The following is a 2,519-nucleotide window of genomic DNA, read 5'->3' as shown; positions in this document are numbered from 1 at the left end:
ACCAAACAACGGCACTATGTGAGATAGAAGCTCCAGACTATATTGAAGTACAGGGAGGTTTACCAACTCCTGAAGCTTTGGAAAAATGGTTTGAAGAAATTGATCAAGAGTTCACTAGAAGTTTATATAAGCCTTAAGGATATAGACTATGAGTAATCGCATTAATATCTGTGACATAGTGGTAGGTCACTTTCGAACATTGCGTCAAACTCGTAACAATAAAATAGGAATTTTAGAATTTCTTGTATTCATTGTGCTTCCAATAATTTTATCAGTTAGTATTATTTTCATACCATTGAATGGGAAGGAAATAATTTCTTTACTGGTTAATTTAGGTTCAATATTCTCAGCTTTACTTTTATCAGTTCTAGTTCTAGTTTTTGACCAAGAACAAAAACTGGAAGAAAGAAGAGAGTTAGCTGAAGAGAAAGAAAAAGCGATTGATCCACTCTTTGATATTAAGAAGTCGGTATTAGAAGAGCTTTATTACAATATTAGCTATTCCATTTTATGTTCTATTGTCCTTGTTTCTTTATGCCTAATTTATACATCAATCAAATATATAACTATATTTCATGGTTATATGTTGAAACCATTGATAGTTTTCATTCTTATAAACTTACTTCTTAACATATTGATGATTTTGAAAAGAATGCATACATTGCTTGTAAGTAGATGATATATAAATATTAAATTATGTTTAAGAAGAATTTGAACCTAGCCTTTAGTACGTTTTTTATTGACTAATATGTGTATTCATATATATTAGTAGATAGATAGCTTGTGGGGTAGGAAGATCCTCACGTTAAACTCTCAAATTCCTTGTATATCATGTGGGGTAGGAAGATCCTCACGTTAAACTCTCAAATTCCTTGTTGCTATCTAGAAAAGCCTCGACAAATGTCGAGGTTTTTTGCATTTAAATGGAAATATATATGCAATTAAAGAAGTTAAATACCTCTTTCTACACTGGAAATCCGATAGTCCAACATGCATTGGATTACTATGCTCTGGATAGTAAATGGGATACAACCAAAGGACGAGGACATGGAGTAGTAAAAATAACTATAAATGATCTTACTTTTGCAATTCCTGTTAGATCTCATGTTACTCACAATGCTTCATTAATTCTTGAGGTAAATAGAAAAGTTAAACATATTAAAGGAATGGGGCTAGATTATTCGAAAGCACTACTAATCAAAGATGAATCATATATTTCAGATGAAGTATTTGTGCTTAGGACAAAGGAAGCTGGTAAAAAGTTAGCTGGTAAGGAAGCACATATAACAAAAATGTTTATTGGTTATGTAGAAAAATATATTAATGCGGTTAAAAAAAAGGATCAAAACATCCTAAGATCAGCTGAATATATAGAAACTACTCTGATTAATTATCACGAAGAATTAGGAATTTCTCAGCAATAAGAAATATTAAATTTTTCTAAAATTAACATAATACACCTTATACGATATCAAAAATGGGAGCCTAAGCTCCCATTTTTATTGATGTTTTTTTAAATCTTCTAACATTGCTTCTCGCAGAATTTCATTCATTCGTGTTTGATAGCCTTTACCTTGAGCTTTAAACCATGCAAGTACATCAGCATCTAAACGGATGGAAGTCTGTTGCTTCACTGGGCGATAGAATTGATTATGGCGTACAGCATTGCTCCAGTCGGTAATTTCAGGAATATCTGAGAGATCTAGCTGATCATCAGGAACCGTCCCTTTAGCAAGCAAGCGTTCAATTTCAGCATCTTGCTTGTCGCTGAATTTTTCATTCAGTTCTTTACGTGAGTATCTAACCATGCTCATATCTATCTCGCTCCGCCTTAGTGACTTGTCTTGCACTAATGATTCGTATGATTTCACAGTCATCTTCATCAAAAATGGTGTGAGCTACTAAGAGCATTAGTACGCCTTTTACTTTCCCAATGGTCTGCCAACGTTCTTCACCATCGGTATGTCTGTCCTGAATTGAGATCCTCAGTGGATCTTCAAAAACAAGGCTTGCCGTTTCGAAAGAGACATCGTGCTTTTTCTGATTCTTTCGATTCTTAGCCTCATCCCATTCAAAATACTGTTCCATAAAAAACATTCAAATTTGTATATACAATAATGTATCACAAAATTGTATCACTCAAGTTGAAAAGCGTAATTTTTAGTCAAATTTATTGGCAAGAACTATCAAAACTGCTCATAAAAAAGCCGACTTGTTTCAAAATCGGCTTTTTGGGCATTTTTAGATTTTTCTGTTTTTATTAAGTGTCTGATATTTATATTAATATACAAGTGTATTGCGTATAACCCCCATTATGTTAAATGGATTTAATTTTGCTTAGCCTTATATTCATTAAATGCTTGAAGCATTTCCTTTTTCTGTTCTTTGGAGACATCTGTATATGAGTAAAATCTTTCATAATCTTTTCTAAATTGGCTACTTTCAATCCTTTTAGCTAAGCCATCAATAAAACCTTTTCCTTGAGTCTGATACTGCTGAATCGTTTGTTCATCTATGCA

Annotated in this window: 4 protein-coding genes and 1 pseudogene; 2 read left to right on the top strand and 3 right to left on the bottom strand. The window is 32.6% G+C overall.

Annotation, left to right across the window (positions count from 1 at the left end; genetic code table 11):
• The first annotated feature begins 148 nt into the window (after positions 1–148).
• Complete coding sequence (locus FTV41_RS14325; protein ID WP_179996726.1) at positions 149–679, top strand: hypothetical protein; 531 nt, start codon at positions 149–151, stop codon at positions 677–679.
• A 256-nt stretch (positions 680–935) separates the two neighbouring features.
• Complete coding sequence (gene tenpIN / locus FTV41_RS14320; protein WP_179996725.1) at positions 936–1,424, top strand: type III toxin-antitoxin system TenpIN family toxin; 489 nt, start codon at positions 936–938, stop codon at positions 1,422–1,424.
• 75 nt (positions 1,425–1,499) lie between these two features.
• On the opposite strand, the gene FTV41_RS14315 is transcribed toward tenpIN, so the two are convergent.
• The 3 genes and pseudogenes from FTV41_RS14315 to FTV41_RS14305 all read right to left on the bottom strand — a co-directional run.
• A complete protein-coding gene (locus FTV41_RS14315) occupies positions 1,500–1,814 on the bottom strand; it encodes a BrnA antitoxin family protein (protein WP_068975325.1) in 315 nt (104 codons plus the stop codon).
• Positions 1,801–2,088, bottom strand: a complete 288-nt coding sequence (locus tag FTV41_RS14310) for a BrnT family toxin (RefSeq protein ID WP_023271598.1) — start codon at positions 2,086–2,088, stop codon at positions 1,801–1,803. The genes FTV41_RS14315 and FTV41_RS14310 overlap by 14 nt, the downstream gene beginning before the upstream one ends.
• 239 nt (positions 2,089–2,327) lie before the next feature.
• Positions 2,328–2,519, bottom strand: a pseudogene (locus FTV41_RS14305) (hypothetical protein); the annotation flags it as partial.

The organism is Acinetobacter sp. YH16051 (genome assembly GCF_013417135.1).
In the GTDB taxonomy this organism is placed as follows: domain Bacteria; phylum Pseudomonadota; class Gammaproteobacteria; order Pseudomonadales; family Moraxellaceae; genus Acinetobacter; species Acinetobacter towneri.
Note: the sequence above shows the minus strand (reverse complement) of the source record. Positions and strands in the feature narration are given on the sequence as shown.